This is a genomic window from Thioclava sp. DLFJ5-1, from assembly GCF_002020115.1.
GTDB lineage: Bacteria > Pseudomonadota > Alphaproteobacteria > Rhodobacterales > Rhodobacteraceae > Thioclava > Thioclava sediminum.
Map to the genome: position 1 here is coordinate 553,138 of NZ_MPZU01000001.1, position 16,743 is coordinate 569,880.

General features: G+C 64.3%; 13 protein-coding genes. 5 read left to right on the plus strand and 8 right to left on the minus strand.

Features of this window, described 5'->3' with window-relative positions; all coding sequences use genetic code 11:
• Window positions 1-96 precede the first annotated feature (96 nt).
• Window positions 97-762: an acyl-homoserine-lactone synthase gene (locus BMI86_RS02695; protein ID WP_078539641.1), complete on the minus strand. Its 666-nt coding sequence runs from the start codon at window positions 760-762 to the stop codon at window positions 97-99.
• Window positions 763-835: 73 nt separating this feature from the next.
• A complete protein-coding gene (locus BMI86_RS02700; RefSeq protein WP_158522070.1) occupies window positions 836-1,411 on the minus strand; it encodes a LuxR C-terminal-related transcriptional regulator in 576 nt (191 codons plus the stop codon).
• 126 nt (window positions 1,412-1,537) lie between these two features.
• Here BMI86_RS02700 and BMI86_RS02705 point away from each other — a divergent pair, with 126 nt between their 5' ends.
• From BMI86_RS02705 to BMI86_RS02725, 5 genes are all read left to right on the plus strand, one after another.
• Window positions 1,538-1,969, plus strand: coding sequence for an autoinducer binding domain-containing protein (locus BMI86_RS02705; protein WP_078539643.1), 432 nt, complete (start codon window positions 1,538-1,540; stop codon window positions 1,967-1,969).
• Between the two features lie 315 nt (window positions 1,970-2,284).
• The gene (locus BMI86_RS02710; RefSeq protein WP_078539644.1) at window positions 2,285-3,337 is read left to right on the plus strand and encodes a UDP-glucuronic acid decarboxylase family protein; all 1,053 of its coding nucleotides are present in this window, start codon (window positions 2,285-2,287) and stop codon (window positions 3,335-3,337) included.
• Between the two features lie 101 nt (window positions 3,338-3,438).
• A complete protein-coding gene (locus BMI86_RS02715; protein ID WP_246831658.1) occupies window positions 3,439-5,148 on the plus strand; it encodes a glycosyltransferase in 1,710 nt (569 codons plus the stop codon).
• Window positions 5,149-5,180: 32 nt separating this feature from the next.
• Window positions 5,181-6,092 (plus strand): glycosyl hydrolase, encoded by a 912-nt coding sequence (locus BMI86_RS02720; protein WP_108722301.1) that lies wholly within the window; start codon window positions 5,181-5,183, stop codon window positions 6,090-6,092.
• A gap of 289 nt (window positions 6,093-6,381) precedes the next feature.
• Window positions 6,382-6,636 (plus strand): hypothetical protein, encoded by a 255-nt coding sequence (locus BMI86_RS02725; RefSeq protein WP_146683994.1) that lies wholly within the window; start codon window positions 6,382-6,384, stop codon window positions 6,634-6,636.
• Between the two features lie 12 nt (window positions 6,637-6,648).
• On the opposite strand, the gene BMI86_RS02730 is transcribed toward BMI86_RS02725, so the two are convergent.
• From BMI86_RS02730 to BMI86_RS02755, 6 genes are all read right to left on the minus strand, one after another.
• Window positions 6,649-10,062 carry an error-prone DNA polymerase gene (locus BMI86_RS02730; RefSeq protein WP_078539646.1) on the minus strand — a complete coding sequence of 1,138 codons (3,414 nt, stop codon included), beginning with the start codon at window positions 10,060-10,062 and terminating at the stop codon, window positions 6,649-6,651.
• Window positions 10,059-11,534, minus strand: a complete 1,476-nt coding sequence (locus BMI86_RS02735) for a DNA polymerase Y family protein (protein ID WP_078539647.1) — start codon at window positions 11,532-11,534, stop codon at window positions 10,059-10,061. Before BMI86_RS02735 ends, BMI86_RS02730 begins: the two co-directional genes overlap by 4 nt.
• A 96-nt stretch (window positions 11,535-11,630) precedes the next feature.
• Window positions 11,631-12,857: a glycosyltransferase gene (locus BMI86_RS02740; RefSeq protein ID WP_078539648.1), complete on the minus strand. Its 1,227-nt coding sequence runs from the start codon at window positions 12,855-12,857 to the stop codon at window positions 11,631-11,633.
• On the minus strand, window positions 12,854-14,464 hold the full coding sequence (locus tag BMI86_RS02745) for an ABC transporter ATP-binding protein (protein ID WP_078539649.1): 1,611 nt from the start codon (window positions 14,462-14,464) through the stop codon (window positions 12,854-12,856). The genes BMI86_RS02740 and BMI86_RS02745 overlap by 4 nt, the downstream gene beginning before the upstream one ends.
• On the minus strand, window positions 14,461-15,573 hold the full coding sequence (locus BMI86_RS02750) for an ABC transporter permease (protein ID WP_078519574.1): 1,113 nt from the start codon (window positions 15,571-15,573) through the stop codon (window positions 14,461-14,463). Before BMI86_RS02750 ends, BMI86_RS02745 begins: the two co-directional genes overlap by 4 nt.
• The gene (locus tag BMI86_RS02755; RefSeq protein WP_078539650.1) at window positions 15,573-16,730 is read right to left on the minus strand and encodes an ABC transporter permease subunit; all 1,158 of its coding nucleotides are present in this window, start codon (window positions 16,728-16,730) and stop codon (window positions 15,573-15,575) included. Before BMI86_RS02755 ends, BMI86_RS02750 begins: the two co-directional genes overlap by 1 nt.
• Window positions 16,731-16,743 lie beyond the last annotated feature (13 nt).

Consider the following 16,743-nt stretch of genomic DNA (forward strand, 5'->3'; position numbering starts at 1 on the left):
GACCGACGCCGAAAGCTAAGGGCGCGCCCGGACGATGGGCGCGCCCTTTTTCTATCGGAGCCCGGATCAGGCGGCCCCGGAACAGGCTGCCCTAGATCAGGCGGCAGTATGCAACTGGCGCGGGGCCGACTGAGCTGCGATCACACAGGCTTCGGCCATTTCACGACGCCGCTGCGTGGAATATTCCGCAGGCATCCGCAGCGCCGCGTATTGGCGCCCATCCTCGTCGTTGCGATAGGTCGGGCCCATCCGGCTCACATCGTAGCCAAGCTGGCGCAGAGCCCGCATCAGGGCGAGCGAGGAGAGGCAGATCAACTCTTCTGCGCCGCGCTCCTTCGCGCGCTCCACCAGCCCGTCGACGATGAGCCGCAGACAGGTCGACCGTTCCGCCTGCGTGGTGAGCGCGTCGGAAATCACGAGCCGCGTGCATTCCCAGACCCTCTCGCTCGCGATTTCGGTCGGCAGGATTTCCGGCGGGATATGGGGCAGCTTCCCCAGATGCGCGTCGCGCAGCATGTAGGTGTTGCCGCCCCAGATCGCCGCGGTGGACATGACCCGTGCCCCGCCCACCACCTGCCCGTCCTTCTGCACGAGCGAGTAATGCGCCAGAGGCGTATCGTATTGATCCATTTCTACTTCGTCGTTATGCGGCACGTCCCAACCGAGCGTGTCGACGAAGACCTCCTTGCGCAGGCGCAGGAAGTCGTAAAAAGCAGTGCCGAAGTGGTGAAGTTGCGAAAATTCGAAAGTGCAGTTTTGCATTGGAGCCTCCTTCTGGATAGCTCCATCGAAACCACGTATTTGTGAAAAATTCACTCTTTTAGGTTGTATATACCTAGATCAGTCGCCTTGAAGTCGCGATTGCGAGCATTTCAATCGCATTTCGCGCCCCCAGTTTTCGGCTCGCAGAAGACAGCCGCGCTTTAACGCCGCTTTCGGAAATTGCGAGTTCCGCGGCGATCTGTTTGATCAAGAGCCCGTCGGCGCGGAAGCGGATCGCCTCGAGTTCGGCATCCGTGAGCGAGCGTTGCGAGGCGTCGACATGCAAGGCCTTGAGCATATCGAAAGCTTCATGAAGTTCGGCATCGGTGAAATCGCGATCCGACCGGAACAGGACCGCGTGGCTGCGGCGCCCGGCATCGCTTGGCGTGTTGTAAGAGATCGTGGCGGCGTAGGTCAGCCCCATCCGTCGAGCCATGCCGACGACGTCTCGGGGATCATCCTTCAGGTCGACCCAGCGCACATACCCGACATTGTGGTAGACCCAGTGCATCGAAGGGTCCTGCACGACCAGTCCATGCTGGGTGTACATGTCGACCCAGTCGCTGTTCAAACGGTTGAGTTCGGCTTCGGGAAATGCATATCCAACCCTGAGCGCGAGGTAAAACCCGGCCGGGGCGATTTCATTCAATCGCTTTTCGCAATCCCTCAGTTCCATATTCTGATGGTCAATTCACTTGCACTCACTGCGGTCGCAGCCTACCGTCGCACGCGTCGCTGCAGCCTTGTACCAACAACCTAAAGACGAATTCCCGTGATGGAAACAGCAAACCGCAAGGAAATCGCCAGCCTGCTAGAGGACCTCGGGCAAACCTGCGACACCGGTTTCGCATTTGCCCTGCATATCCGCTTCACCCGCCCGAACATCCTTTATCGCACATATCCCGAGCCGTGGATCGACGAATATAGCGAAAAGGGCATGATGATGGACGACCCTGTCGTCCTGTGGGGCTTGCAGCATGTGGGTATCGTGCGGTGGGACGATCTCGATGACCCCAAGGGGGTTCTGAAGGGTGCGAAATCCCACGGACTTTATAATGGCCTGACCTGCGCAGTGCTGGAGAACGGCTCGCGCTCGATTTCGGGGTTCACCCGATCCAGCGCCCCCTTCTCCGAGGACGAAGCGCAAGACCTGCTTGAGAAGACCCGGCGCCTGCACAACCTGACGGCGGGCCTGTCGGACCTCTGAGAAAAGGCGCTTTAGCCCTTCTCTCGGCTCGATTGTCCAAGTCGAATCAAGGGATAGGCGCGAAGACGACAAGTCGAACCGGCAGCGCCGCACTCAACCTTAGCGTGCAAACTTCATCTATCGGAAGGTCGATTTTTTTCGGCCTTCCGAATTTCGGTCGAAATGCTTTGCTTTCGCTTGATCGGCCCGAAAATCGCCCCCTACGCTTTTGAAATATCTGTAATCGGGATCGACGGGCCTGGTCCGGCCCAGAGCGATTAAGTTGACCTCAAACCGGACTGGGCAGTCGTTGCCGTTCTTCTGTGGGGGGAGAACATGACGCATCTGCCACGTTTCGAGACGCAAGATATCTCTTGGGCGCCGCCGCGCCGGCATAAAGGGCAGTTGCGCTGTCTGGTTGCCGGAGGGGCCGGGTTTCTGGGGTCGCATCTGTGCGACCGGCTGATCGAGGCCGGTCACTCGGTGATCTGCATCGACAACCTGCTGACCGGGCGGACAAAGAACATCGCCCATCTCATGGGACATCCCGATTTCACCTTCCTCAGGCATGACGTCATCGCGCCGCTGCAGATGCATGGCGAGATCGACCGGATCTACAATCTCGCCTGCGCGGCCTCGCCGCCGAAATATCAGCTGGATCCGCTGCACACGTTCCAGACCTGCGTCGCGGGGTCGATGAACCTTCTCAGCCTGGCCGAGCGGACCGGCGCACGCATCCTGCAAGCCTCGACCTCCGAGGTCTATGGCGACCCGGACATCTCGCCCCAGCGCGAAGACTATCGCGGCCGGGTGAACACCACCGGGCCCCGCGCCTGCTACGACGAAGGCAAACGCGCGGCGGAGACGCTGTTCCACGACCTTCAGGCCATTCGCGGCATCGACACCCGCATCGCGCGGATTTTCAACACCTACGGGCCCCGTATGGACCCCGAGGATGGACGCGTGATCTCGAATTTCGTCACGCGGGCGATCCGTGGCGCGCCGCTCCAACTCTACGGTGGTGGCACGCAGACGCGCTCGCTGTGCTATGTCGATGATCTGATCAGCGGGCTGGTCGCGCTGATGGAAAGCGAGACGGTTGGGCACGATCCGGTGAATCTGGGCAATCCGGGCGAATATACCGTCGCCGAGCTGGCCCATATCGTGCGCGACATGTGCGAAAGCCGCGCGCCGCTCGTCGTCTCGGATCTGCCGCTCGACGATCCGATGCAGCGCTGTCCCGACATCACCCGCGCCGAGACCCGGCTGGGCTGGCGTCCGGAGATCGCGCTGCGCAGCGGTCTCGTGCCGACCATCGCCTATTTCCGGGCGGAGATAGCGGGCGTTGAAACCGCAACCGCCCCGATAACCGCAACGGCCGCCGAATGATCCAGCGCCCCGACATACGCGCTGCGATCGAGGCCGGACACCTCGCGCCCATCCTCACACCGAGGCAGGCACTGCGCTATCGGGTGCTGTTTGCGCTGTGGATGCTCGCGACGGTCTATTTCTGGAGCTGGTGGCTGACACCGTCGCATATCCTTGCGACGGTTCCTTACCTGATACTCACGGGCGTGCTGATCTGGCTTCTGGCAATGCAGATCTACTTCTTCGTGATCTTCCTGCAGGCGGTCCGCCCCTCGTCGCCCCTTCCGGAGCCGGGTCGGTGGCGCGTCGCGATGATCACAACGAAAACTCCATCCGAACCCTTTTCGGTCGTTCGTCGGACATTGGAGGCGATGCTCGCGCAGGACTATCCGCATGACACGTGGCTCGCCGACGAAGCGCCCTCGCCCGAGACGCGCGCATGGTGCAAGATTCACGGGGTGAAGATCTCCAGCCGCCACGGCATCGCGGACTACCACCGGCAGGAATGGCCGCGGCGGACCCGCTGCAAGGAAGGCAACCTCGCCTATTTCTACGACCACTGGGGCTATCGCGATTATGACATCGTAAGCCAGCTGGACGCCGATCACGTCCCGCAACCGGGATACCTGCGCGAAATGTTGCGCCCCTTCGCCGATGAGGCGGTGGGGTATGTCAGTGCGCCGTCGATCTGTGCGTCCAATGCCAAGGAAAGCTGGGCCGCGCGCACGAGGCTCTATTTCGAAGCAGCCTTCCACGGAGTTTTTCAAGCGGGCTACACTGCAGTATTCGCGCCGATGTGCATCGGCTCTCATTACGCTGTGCGCACCTCCGCGCTGAAGGAAGCTGGCGGTCTAGGTCCCGAACTCGCGGAAGATCACTCGACCACGCTCCTGATGAACGCGGCGGGCTGGCGCGGCGTTCACGCGATAGATGCGATTGCGATCGGCGATGGCCCGGCGACTGTAACCGACCTGATCACGCAGGAGTTCCAGTGGTCGCGCTCGCTGCTGAGCCTCCTTCTCCGCTACATGCCGGACTATGTCGGCAAGATGCCGTGGCGGCTGAAGTTCCTCTTCGTGCTCTGCCAAAGCTGGTATGTCTTCTTCGCGCTCTCGATGTCGATGATGTATGTCGCCCCGCTCATCGCCATCAGCTTCGACATGCGCTTTGCAGACGTGACCTATCCCGCCTTTATCGGACATGTGCTGCCCGCGGGCACGGTGACGCTGATCTTCGCCTTCATGCTGCGGCGCGATCAATTCTTCCGTCCGCGCGACGCCAAGATCATCGCGTGGGAGAAAGCACTCTTCGTGATGATGCAATGGCCTTGGGTGCTCTGGGGATGCGTCATGGCCGTCTATGACCGGCTCTCGGGCAAGTTCGTCGATTTCCGGATCACGCCGAAAGGCGAAGCCGCCTCGACGATGCTGCCGGAGCGGATCATCGCAGTTTACGGCGGGCTGGCCCTGGGGGCCTTGCTGCCAGTGCTCTTGATCGACGACGTCATCGAGGCGCGCGGGTTTTACCTCCTCTCCATGTTCAACGCCGCGTTCTATTTCGTCTTGCTGAGTGTGATCTTCGGCGCGCGCGCGCGCTGCGTTCAGATCGATTGGCGCGGCTGGCCGCGCGATATGGCGGTTCAGATGGGCACGCTGAGCGTCATCGTCTCGCTCAGTTTCGGAGCCCTTTGGCTCCGCGGCGGCGAAAGCGTCTACGCGCTCATGATCGGGCTGAAATCGGTTCAGCTCGCAAAGGTCGAATACATCGTCTCGGGGGCCGGCATGGGCGCTCCGGGACAAGCGAAGTTCCACGTCAAACCGAGCTGGAAGTGACGGGGCTTCGCACTGAAAAGGAGGAGACTGACATGGCTAATGATTTGATGACCCGTCGCGAGATGATGGCCGGTGCCGCGGCGTTGGGACTGACAGTATCGGCGCGGCCGGCGTTCGCTGCGGATGTCAGCGTGCCGCCCGGCTCCTTGCCGTTCGGGGTCTATGATCCCGATGGTGACTTTGCGGATCTTTCGGGCGTGGTGATCGAGCACTTGTTCCTGCCCTGGGAGGACGTTTTCCTTCCCTCGCTGAATGATGCCGACAGCTACGCGCTCGAACGCAACCGCGCGCTTCTGGTGACGCTGGAGCCCTGGACATGGTCGCGCTCGGAGCGCAACACGGCGCAATATCTGCGCCGCGGCATCGAGCGGGGCGAATACGACGCCAACATGATCGCGGTAGCCGATGTGCTGGCGACGCTGCAAAGCCCGGTCACGCTGCGCTTCGCTCATGAGATGGACGATAAATCCGGCCAGTTCATCTGGTCGGACTGGAACCCCGACGACTACATCGCGGCCTATCGCCGGATGACCGACGTCGCCCGCGACCGGGCGCCGAAGATCAATTTGATGTGGTCCCCGTTGGGCGACGAGAACATGGGCGACTATTACCCGGGTGACGACTACGCCGACATCGTGGGCCTCACGGTCTTCGGGCTGCAAGCCTGGGATCAGGCCAAGTTCGGGCGCGATCAGACCTTCGACGACATCTTCGCGCCCCGCTACGCGCGGGCTGCAACCTATGGCAAACCGGTTGCGGTGGCCGAGCTCGGCTATGTCGGAAACCAGTCCTATGTCTCGATGTGGCGCGACCGGGTGCGTCAGGAATTGCCCGACTATCCGAGCCTCGTCGGTGTCAGTTACTTCAACCAGCGCGAGGTTTACCCGTGGCCCGAAGGCTTCGGCGCGCCGGATTGGCGAATCAAGAACCAAGTTCTGACCTGAGCCACCATAGGTAGTGGCGATTTTTCGCCTACAACACCACTGCTAGACAAGACATTGAAGCTGCGCGGGAATTTCTCTCGCGCAGCCTCTTTGCATTTCGCCACAAATCCGCCTGCTTCCCGCCACGTCACCTACCAACTTGACCCGTAGGCTGAGATCGACCAATCCTGCTGGCACGAGGACGCAATCGGCCCTCTTCCGCGCAGACGGGAGGGGTCAGACCGCAACGTGAGCAGACAGGATTACAGTTCCGATGACGTTTTTATCCGTGAAAGCGGCCCGCCTTGTCGTGGCCGGCCTGATCTTTGCAGCCCCGCTGAGCAGCGCCCATGCGCAACAAGCCGGCATGCTGGACCTCAAACCAATCCGTGTTTCCGCCAAAAGCACCGCCGGTCAGGGCGGCGCAAAATTTGACTGGCTCGCCGGTCGCACCAGCAAAGCGCAAGCCACGCCGCGCGTCGTGCAGACCCGGTTCATCGGCAAGGGCAAATGGATTTGCTCGCCCGCCGGTTTCGGCAAGAAAGCAAGCTGCTTCCAGCGCTGAGCTCTTCTCCAGTCAATGGAAATCTCGGCTCGGAAAAAGCCGTTTCGCCTGCTCGCGCGGATGGCGCGCGGTGGTCTGCGGACGGGGACGTGGAGCGTCGTCCGCCTGGGGTGTGGTGAGGCCCAGAACGTCGTCGAGCGGGTGTCCCAGATCGGCCAGTCGCGGGGACAGATCCTCGATCTTTTCGGCGATCAGATGGACCACCACCCCCTCCCGTTCGAGCCGCCCCGAGACCCGCAGCAACCGCCCGCCCATCACCGCCCGGCGGAACCGCTCATAGAGCTTCGGCCAGACCACGACATTGCTCACACCGGTCTCGTCTTCGAGGGTGATGAAGATCACCCCGGAGGCCGTTCCGGGGCGCTGTCGGGTGATCACGAGGCCGCAAACGGTGACCCGATTTTGCCGCGTGCCGACCAGTTCGCAATGTGGCGTGAGACCGGAAATCGAGGGGCGCAGCAGCTCCATCGGATGGGCGCGCAGCGACAGGCGCAGCGCCACGTAATCCTCCACGACCTCCTCTCCCAGATGCATCGCGGGCAGCTCCACGGCCGGTTCGCGCCCCCCTTCCCCGTCCATCGGATCGGCAAAAAGCGGCAGCGGCGCGGGCGCGCGGATCGCCTTCACGGCCCAGAGCGCATCGCGCCGCGTGAGGCCGATTCCGGTAAATCCATCGGCCTCGGCGAGCCGTTCGAGCACATGCGGCGGCGTGCCCGCACGCAGCCAGAGGCTCTCGGGATCGGGGTAGCCATTGCCCCGTGCGGCGACGATCCAGCCTGCGTCCTCCTCGCGAAATCCCTTGATCTGGCGAAAGCCCAGACGCAGCGCCAAGGCTCCGTCCGCGCGGCGTTCCAGCGAGCTGTCCCAGCCCGAATGGTTCACGCAAACAGGCCGCACTTCGACCCCGTGTTCCCGCACATCGCGCACGATCTGGGCGGGCGCATAAAACCCCATCGGCTGCGAATTCAGGAGCGCGCAGGCGAAGATCGCGGGGTGGTGGCACTTCAGCCAGGAGGAGACATAGGTGAGATGCGCAAAGGCGGCCGCATGGCTTTCGGGGAAGCCGTATTCGCCGAAGCCCTCGATCTGGGAAAAGCAGCGATCGGCGAAATCGGGCGTGTAGCCGCGCGCCAGCATGCCTTCGACAAAGCGGTCGCGGAAAGTGCCGATCGTACCCATCTTGCGGAAGGTCGCGAGCGAGCGGCGCAGGCGGTCGGCCTCCTCCGGCGTGAAGCCTGCAGCCACCACCGCGATCTGCATCGCCTGTTCTTGGAACAGCGGCACGCCGAGGGTTTTTCCCAGCACGCCTTCCAGTTCCTTGGAGGGAAAATCGACCTTTTCGCGGCCCTGACGGCGGTTGATATAGGGGTGGACCATGCCGCCCTGAATGGGGCCGGGACGAACGATGGCGACCTCGATCACGAGGTCATAGAAGGTGCGCGGGCGCATCCGCGGCAGGAAGTTCATCTGCGCCCGGCTTTCCACCTGAAACACCCCCACCGCATCGGCGCGACACAGCATGTCATAGGTCGGCGCATCCTCCTGCGGGACGGTGGCGAGCGACATCTCGAGCGACTCGTGACCCGCCAGAAGGTCGAATGATTTGCGGATGCAGGTGAGCATCCCGAGGCTGAGAACATCGACCTTCAGGATGCCCAGCGTGTCGATATCGTCCTTGTCCCATTCAATGCAGGTGCGCCCCTCCATCGCGGCATTCTCGATCGGACAAAGCGCGTCGAGGCGGCCTTTCGTGATGACGAAGCCGCCGACATGCTGGCTGAGATGGCGCGGAAATCCGATGATCTCGCCGATCAGTTTCAGCGTCTGCGACAGCCGCCGATCGGTGGGGTCGAGGCCCAGCTCGCCCATCCGCGCGTGATCCGGCCCCTTGCCGGAGATCCCCCAGATCTGGCCCGCGAGGCTTGCCGTGACATCGGCGCTCAGCCCCATCACCTTGCCCACTTCGCGGATCGCGGCGCGGGTGCGGAAATGGATCACGGTCGCGCAAAGGCCCGCGCGGTCGCGGCCGTAGCGCTCGTAGATCCACTGGATGACTTCTTCGCGGCGCTCATGCTCGAAATCGACGTCGATATCGGGCGGCTCGCCGCGATATTTCGAGATGAACCGCTCGAAGACCATGCCGATCTGGTCGGGGCTGACATCGGTGATGCCAAGCGCCCAGCAGATGATCGAATTGGCCGCCGAGCCGCGCCCCTGACACAGGATGCCGCGGCTGCGAGCGAAGCCCACGATGTCATGGACGGTGAGGAAATAGGCGGCGAAGCCCAGCTCGGAGACAAGGCGCAGTTCCTTCTCCAGCAACCCCGCATGACGTTCCGAGATGCCCCCCGGAGAGCGCCGGGCCAGCCCCTCGCGGGCAAGCCGGTCGAGCCGGTCCTGCGCGGATTCGTTCTGCGCGACCTCATCGGGATATTCGTAGCTGAGTTCGTCGAGATCGAAGCCGCAGCGCGCCGCGATCTCGCAGCTGCGACGCAGGGCGGCGGGGTGGCGGCGATAGAGCCGCGCCATGTCCTCGGCCCCTTTCAGGCGGCGTTCCGCATTGGGCAGCGCGCGGGTGCCAAGCGCGTCGATGGTGCAGCCCTCACGCAGACAGGTCAACACATCGGCCAGTTGCCGGCGCGACCCGCGATGCATCAGCACGTCGCCGGTCGCGACCATCGGCGTCGAGGCCCTCAGCGCGAGCGCCGCGCAGGCGTCGAACCAGCGCTGATCCGAGCCATCATAGCGCGGCGGCGCGCCAAGGAAGACCTGCCCCGGAAAGCGCCGCCGCATCTCCTGCAGCGGGCGATAGGCACGGGCCAGATCGGCAGGCGGCAGGGCGATCAGGATCATCCCCGCGCAACCCTCCAGCAGGTCCGCGCGGGTCAGGTGACACTCCCCCTTCCCCGCCCGGCGCTTGCCGCGGGTCAGAAGCTGGCTCAGCCGGTGATAGGCCGCGCGGTCGGTGGGCAGCGCCACCCATTCGACCGGGCAATCGGTCAGCACCAGCCGCGCACCGACGATCAGTTTCGGCAGTTTCGCGGTTGTGGGTCGGGCCAGATCCTGCGGCGAGCCGATGGGCTGGCGAGAGCTTTCGTCGCGCTGCAGTTCCGAACGGATGCGCAGCGCCTCGCCGATCTCGCGCTTGAGTTCCTTGAGCGCCGAAAACGCCCGGACCACGCCCGCGAGCGAATTGCGGTCGGTGATCGCGATGGCCTCGAGGCCCAGCTCGGCGGCGCGCACCATCAGCTCCTCGGGGTGCGACGCCCCGGTGAGAAAGGTGAAATTGGAGGTGGTGCAAAGCTCCGCATAGGCGAGCGGAATGGCGGGGGTGTTGGCGGTGGTCACGACCGCCGAGGGGGCGCTGCCCCCGCGCCCGTCGGGCGCCCCCCGGGATATTTGTGCCAAGAGGAAGGGGGCGATCATGCGAAGATCCCCTCGACATACCAGCCGGGATCCTGTGGCGTGTGGAACATCCAGAACCGCAGCCCCTGCCCGGTCTCGACGCGCCAATAGTCGCGCATCCCGCGCCGCCAGTTCGGATCGTCGAACCACCATTCCGGGGTCAGCCGCTCCGGCCCCTCGATACGTTCCGCGCTGAGCGATTGCCGTCGCCAGCGGAAGCGGCGCGGCGGATCGGGCGCATCCGCGATCAGCGGCTCGGGCGGGAACAGCCGCAGCGGGCGGGGATGCGGCTGGTGCCAGTTGCCCTCGGGCTCGGTGAAGGCGGCGGGCGCGATCAGGAAGCTGCGCTCGGGGATATGGCTGTCGGCGGGCAGGTAGCGCTGGACGTTCTCCAGCCCGATGCGCAGCCCGATCCGGGTAATGAGATCGCCCAGCTTATCGCGCCGCTCGGTGGCGATGGCGCCGACCTGACGGGCGGGGAGCGCCTCGACCTGCGTGGCGGCGAGGCGCATCTGGTCGATGCCGAAGCCCGCGTCGATATCCTCGATGCCGCGCGCGAAGAGGGCCGCGATCCGGGCGGGGTCACGGAGCGGAGTGGCAAGGCGCAGCTCGACCTCCTGACTGGCCTGATCGACGCGGCGCAGGGTGAGGCAGAGCACCCGCGCGCCGGTCTCGTTTTCCTTGAGCTTGGCGCAGAGCCGGTCGAGCAGCCGCTCGATCCCCGCCATCACGTCGTCCTGCTGGCCGATCGGTTCGGGCAGGGTCAGGCGAGTGCCGTAATGGGGCGGATCGGCCACGGGCGAGACCTGTTCGGGCAGATCGCCCAAGGCCTGATCGAGCCGTGCCATCAGCCCCGCCCCGAAGCGACGCACGAGCGGCGCGCGCGGTGTGCGGGTCAGATCGCCGATCTCGCGCAGGCCCAGCCGCTGCAGCCCCGTGACCGTGTCATGCGGCAGGCGCAGCGCGGCGACGGGAAGCTTGCCCAGTGCCGAGAGCCGCGCGCCCGGCGCGGCCCGGCCGGGGGCGAAATGCGCCAGCGCCCAAGCCGCGCCGCGCGTATCGGCGAGGCCCAGCCGCGCGGTGATCCGGGCACGTTCCAGCCGGGCGGTCATCTCGGCCATCATCGGCTCTTCTCCGCCCCAGAGGTGATCCGAGCCGGTGATGTCGAGCACCAGACCCTCGTCCTCCAGCCCCACCCAAGGGCAGTAGCGCGTGGCCCAGCGGCGCAGGGTTTCGAGGAATTGCGCCTCGCGGGCAGGATCGGCGGGCGCGGTCTGCAGCGCGGGGCAGAAGGCGCGGGCCTCGGACAGCGCCATGCCGCGCGCGAGCCCCTGCCCCTCGGCGGCGGCGTTCAGGCAGTGCAGCCGGTCGGTATTGCCCTCACGCAGGACCAGCGCGAAGGGCCCTTCAATCGGTTGTGCCCGAAGAACCCGGTCGTTCGCCAGCCGGGGAAACCAGAGGGTGAGAATACGCCGTGTGCGCCCGTCGAGCATGTCGCTGAGCCTAGGGTTCGAGTCATCTGTTCGTGCTTTGTTCTTTTTAAGTCTCGCAGGACGCGGAGTCGAGTCCGTCTCGCGGACGGGCGCGTATCAGGGTGTGGCGATCGCGCCCTCGACGAAGGCGATCAGGCGCGGCAGGCAATGGGTGCGCAGGTCGTAACGCTCGCACATATGGGCGCGGGCCGCATCGCGCATCGGGGCGAATTTTTGCGGGGTCGCCAGCCCTTCGGTCAGTGCCCTCGACCAACCGGGGATATCGAAGAAATCCACCAGCCGCCCGGTCTGCCCGTCGGTGATCACCTCGCGCACCGGCGCGGTATCCGAGGCCACGATGGCGCAGCCGGCGGCCATCGATTCCATCAGCGACCAGCTGAGCACGAAGGGATAGGTCAGATAGGCATGGGTGCGGCTGACATGGAGCATGTCGACGTAATCGCCGTAAGGGATGCGGCCCAGAAAATGCACGCGGCTCATGTCCAGCCGGTCGCGCACCTCGTCGAGGAATTTCTGCTTCCAGCTTTTGGCGTCCTTCGGCGGAGCGCCATAGCTTTGCCCCTCCTCGCCCACGATCAGCACATGTGCCTCGGGCCGCGCGGCGAGCACATCGGGCAGCGCGCGCATAAAGGAATGGAAGCCGCGATAGGGTTCGAGCGAGCGGTTCACGAAAGTCAGCACCTCGTCGCCAGGACGGAAGGTGAGCGCGGTCTCTGGCACGGTGAAGCGCGCCTGAGGGTTCGGCGCGAGCCGCGCGCAATCGACGCCGTCATGGCAGATGGTGAGCTTGGCGCGCAGCTCCGGCGGGAAGGTCTCGGCTTGGAACTCGGTCGGGGCAAGCCCCGCCTCGGCCTGCACCATCGACTGGATCAGATGGGCCGAGCGCGCGGTGGTGGAGATCCGGGTCTCGAGGCCGGGGCGCTGGAACTCCGCGTCGAAATCCGTGTCCATCCCGGTCGTGCGATACATCAGCTCGGCATAGACCAGCAGCTTCGCCTCGGGCCAGACCTCGCGCAGAAACAGCGTCTCGCCCCAGCCGGAATGGCCGAAAATCACATCCGGCACATAGCCGTGCTTGTCGCGCAGCTGCCGGGCGGCGAGCGCGACCTTTGCCCCGCGCGCCGCGCTTTCGGCGTAGAGGCGCGTGAGCCGCGAGGACATCTCGACCGGCTCGGGCTTACGGTATTTCACCACCTTCACCGGCGAGGGGCGCTGGTTCGTCTCGACCGTCAGGGCCAGAACGTCATGCCCGCGCGCGGCCAGAGCCGGTGCCAGATGTACGAACTGGCCCGGGAAGTTCTGGTGAACGAAGAGGATATTCATGCAATCTCGGGGGTCAGCGAACTCTCCCCCAAGGCGGCCACCATCAACTGGCGGGTATAGGCGGTCTGCGGATTGGCGAAGACCTCCGCCGCGTTGCCCGCCTCGACCACGTCGCCGCGCTTCATCACCATGATCTTGTGGCTGAGCGCGCGCACCACCCGAAGGTCGTGGCTGATGAACAGATACGCGAGCCCGTGGCGCTTCTGCAGGTCGCGCAGCAGGTCCACGATCTGCACCTGCACCGTCATGTCGAGCGCGGAGGTCGGCTCGTCCAGCACCACGACCTTGGGACGCAGGATCATCGCGCGGGCGATGGCGATCCGCTGGCGCTGGCCACCCGAAAATTCATGGGGGTAGCGCTCCATCATCGCGGGATCGAGCCCGGTCTCCTCCATGATCTCGGCCACCATCTCGCGACGGTTGCGGCCCGGATCGACGCCGTGGACAGTCAGCCCCTCGCCGATGATCTGCTCCACCGTCATGCGCGGCGAGAGCGAGCCGAACGGGTCCTGGAACACGATCTGCATGTCGCGACGCAGCGCGCGCAGCTTATTCGCCTGCCAGCTGGAGATGTCCTGGTTCTCGTAGATGATCGGCCCTTCGGAGGCGATGAGCCGCATGATCGCGAGCGCGAGCGTGGTCTTGCCCGAGCCGGACTCTCCCACGATGCCCAGCGTCTCCCCTGCCCTGACCGACAGCGAGGCGTCGTTGACCGCCTTCACATGGCCGATGGTCTTGCGCAGCAGACCGCGCTGGATCGGGAACCAGATTTTCAGATGCTCGGTCCGCACCAGTTCGGGCGCATTCTCGGGGACCGGTTCGGCGCGGCCGGTGGGTTCGGCCTCCAGCAGTTTCTTCGTATAGGGGTGCTGCGGATTGGCGAAGATGTCTTCGGTCTTCCCCTGCTCCACGATCTCGCCATGCTGCATCACGCAGACCCGGTCCGCGATGCGCCGCACCACGCCGAGGTCGTGGCTGATGAACAGAAGGCTCATCCCCATGTCGCGCTTCAGATCGGCCAGCAGTTCGAGAATCTGCGCCTGAATCGTCACGTCGAGCGCGGTCGTGGGTTCGTCCGCGATGAGCAGATCGGGCCCGTTCGCGAGCGCCATCGCGATCATCACGCGCTGGCGCTGCCCGCCCGAGAGCTGGTGCGGATAGTCCTGCAGCCGGTCCGCCGGGTTCTGGATGCCAACCTTGTCGAGCAGGTCGATGATGCGTTTCTTGGCCTGCTCGCCGGTCACGCCCTGGTGCAGCGCGAGGCTTTCGCCGATCTGCTTTTCCAGCGTGTGCAGCGGGTTCAGCGAGGTCATAGGCTCCTGGAAGATGAAGCTGATATCGTTGCCGCGCACCTGCATCAGCTCGCGCTCGGTCGCGCCGACCATCTCGCGGCCCTCGTAGCGGATCGAACCCTCGACCTTGGAATTGCCGCCGACCAGCGCCACGGTCGATAGCGCGGTCACCGATTTGCCCGAGCCGGACTCGCCCACGAGTGCCACGGTCTCGCCCGCATTTACGGTAAAGCTCACGCCTTTCACGGCGGGGGTGAATTTGCCCTCGGAGCTAAAGGCGACCTTCAGGTTTTCGACCTCGAGAACCGGTTTCATCGGAACACCTTTCTGGGATCGAACGCGTCACGGATACCCTCGAAGACGAAGACGAGAAGCGAGAGCATGATGGCGAAGGTGAAGAAGGCCGAGAAGGCCAGCCACGGTGCTTGCAGGTGTTGCTTGCCCTGCAGCGCGAGTTCCCCAAGCGACGGCGCCGACGACGGCAGCCCGTAGCCCAGATAATCGAGCGAGGCGAGCGCGCCGATCGCGCCGGTGATCACGAAGGGCAGCATGGTCAGCGTGGCCACCATCGCATTGGGCAGGATGTGGCGGAACATGATCACCCGGTCCGAAACGCCAAGCGCACGGGCGGCGCGGACATATTCGAAGTTGCGCGCGCGCAGGAACTCGGCCCGGACGACGCCGACCAGCGCGGGCCAGCCGAAGAGGATCGAGACCATGACAAGCAGCCAGAAACTTCGCCCCAGGATCGCGAAGAGGATGATGATGACGTAAAGCGCGGGCGTGGAAGACCAGATCTCCAGAATACGCTGGAAGAACAGGTCCACCTTGCCGCCGAAATAGCCCTGCACGGCGCCTGCCGCGATCCCGATGATCGAGCCGATCCCGGTCACGATCAGCGCGAACAGCACCGAGGTGCGGAAGCCGTAGATCACCCGCGCCAGCACGTCGCGCGCGGTGTCATCCGTGCCCAGCCAGTGATCGGCATCGGGGGCCGAGGGCGCGGTGCCCACATCGTTGATCGTGTTGTAGCTGTAGGGGATCGGCGGCCACAGGAGCCAACCCTTCTCGATCTTTTCGCCATCGACCTCGCCCGCCTGCAGCGCCTCGTTCGCGAAGGCCTTCGGGTCGTCCGCGTCGAAGCAGCCCTCGGTGCCGCCGGTCTCGATCAGGCATTGCACGGTCGGGTCGCGATAGATCGCCTCGGTGCGGAAATCGCCGCCGAAGGCGGTCTCGGGGTAGAAGTTATAGATCGGGAAGTACAGTTCGCCGCGGTAGCTGACCACGATGGGTTTGTCGTTCGCGATGAACTCCGCGAACATCGCGAGGACGAAGAGCACGGCGAAGATGATCGCGGACCAGAAGGCGCGGCGATTGGCCTTGAAGTTGCGCCAGCGGCGTTGGTTGAGAGGAGACAATGCCATCAGCCGGACCTCTTCTCGAAATCGATCCGCGGGTCGACGAAGACATACATCATGTCGGAGATGATGTTCACGACGAGCGAGATCAGCCCGAACATGTAGAGCGTGCCGAAGATCACAGGGTAGTCGCGCTCCACCGCCGCCTGGAAGCCCAGCAAGCCCAGACCGTCGAGCGAGAAGATCGTCTCCACTATGATCGACGCGCCGAAGAAGATGCCGAGGAACTGCGCCGGGAAGCCCGCGATCACGATCAGCATCGCGTTGCGGAAGACGTGACCGTAGAGGACCTTCTTCTCGGACAGGCCCTTGGCGCGGGCGGTCATCACGTATTGCTTGTTGATCTCGTCGAGGAAGGAGTTCTTCGTCAGCAGCGTCATCGTCGCGAAGCTCGCGATGGTCGTCGCCGTCACCGGCAGCGCGATGTGCCACAGGTAATCGAGCGCCTTGCCGATCATCGTCAGCTGGTCGAAATTATCCGATGTCAGGCCGCGTAGCGGGAATATCTTGAAATAGCTGCCGCCGGCGAACAGCACCATCAGCATAACCGCGAACAGGAAGCCCGGGATCGCGTAGCCCACGATGATCGCGCCGGAGGTCCATGTGTCGAAGGGCGTGCCGTCGCGCACCGCTTTGCGGATGCCCAGCGGGATCGAGATGATATAGGCGAGGATCGTCGACCACAGGCCCAGCGTGATCGAAACCGGCATCTTGTCGATCACGAGGTTCACGACGCTCTCGTTGCGGAAGAAACTGTTGCCGAAATCGAAGGTCAGATAGCCCTTCATCATGATCGCGAAGCGCTGCCAGGCGGGGATCTTCTCCTTGTGGCAGGCCGGGTCCGCCAGATCGGGCGTGCCGGTGAACCCGTCATCGCAGACGATCCGCGCGAAGCCCATCTGCACCTCGAGCTGATTGAGCAGCTCCGGAGAGATGCCGCGCGCGCCCTGATAGCCGCTATCCTCGACGCCGCCCTGGTTCTGCGTACCCGCATCCCCACCGCCCGAGATATTGCGCATCGAATCCGCCTCGCCCTGCACACGGGCGATGACCTGTTCGATCGGCCCGCCGGGGACGAATTGCGTCAGCGTGAAGTTGATGATCATGATTCCCAGCAAGGTGGGGATCACCATCAGCAATCGCCGCAGGATATAGGCGCCCATGTCCGGCCCTCTG